Below are 1,067 nucleotides of genomic sequence, written 5' to 3' on the forward strand. Positions count from 1 at the left end.
GTAGAAACAGCACGCAGAGCATAAGAGAACGCACAGAAGTAAAAGATCACCGAAAAGCAAAACAGCAAAGCGTGTGCCAAGCACACAGAGCATCCAGAACACACCTGGAAAAGATGGTCGAAAAAAAGAGAACAGACAAGCTGTTCTCTTTTTCTTAATCCGGATACTTGGAGGTGATCCCCAGATATTCCTCCAGGGTCAGACCGCTGTTGTACACCTTGGTGGCGTTCTCCACCCCCAGATACCGCAGGTGCCAGGGCTCGTAGGAATAGCCGGTGATGGCGTCCTTCCCCTCCGGGTAGCGGATGATGAACCCGTATTCGTGAGCGTGGGCATCCACCCACTTGGACTCCTTGGTCTGGGCAAAGCTCAGGTCGATGGAATTCAGGTCGAACACCAGTCCGGTCTGATGCTCCGAATAGCCCGGCCGGGCGGATACCTCATCCGCATACTTCTTGCCGTATGCCTTCACCATACTGTTGTAGACCTTGACCTGGTAGTCATAGCTGCGGTAGCCGGAGCTGATGTAAATATTCAGCCCCTCCTGTGCCGCCGCCTTCTGCATCTTGTCAAACATTGCCTTCGCCTCCGGATCTACCCCCGGATCGAAAGTTTTCGGCAGGGCATAGGTCTTGTTGGCAATGAGAATGCCCTGGATATAGGTCGGCTCTGTGGGATCCGCCTGTGCAGCCGGGGGTTCCGTCTTTGCCGGGATGGGTTCGGTGGTTCCTATCTCATCGGAATTCTCCGGGCTCTCCGTCTGGGCAGGCACTACGGTAACGGTCACATTGCCGAACACGGTGCTGTCGGCGGACAGGGTGGCGGTGATGGTACAGCTGCCGGGGGCAACGGCAGTCACGGCACCGTCGGCGGATACGGCAGCGATCTTGCTGTCACTGCTGCTCCAGACTGCTTTTGCGGCGGCATCGGATGCGTCCGTGGCCTGGAGATGCCTGGATTCTCCCACAGTCAGAGTAATCTGGCTGTCACGCATATGGATCTCTCCCTTTGCAGGATCGGTGCCCTCCGTGCCCGGGGTGGATGACTCCGGAACAGGATCGCTGACC

1 protein-coding gene is annotated in these 1,067 nt (G+C 57.0%); it reads right to left on the bottom strand.

All coding sequences use genetic code 11. The annotated features are described in order from the left end of the window. Nucleotides 1-154 precede the first annotated feature (154 nt). Nucleotides 155-1,067, bottom strand: a 913-nt coding sequence (locus QVO51_RS01465) for a D-alanyl-D-alanine carboxypeptidase family protein (protein WP_288167720.1), incomplete at its 5' end; no start/stop codon positions are given.

The organism is Ruminococcus sp. CAG:379 (genome assembly GCF_000434255.1).
GTDB lineage: Bacteria > Bacillota > Clostridia > Oscillospirales > Ruminococcaceae > Ruminococcus_F > Ruminococcus_F champanellensis.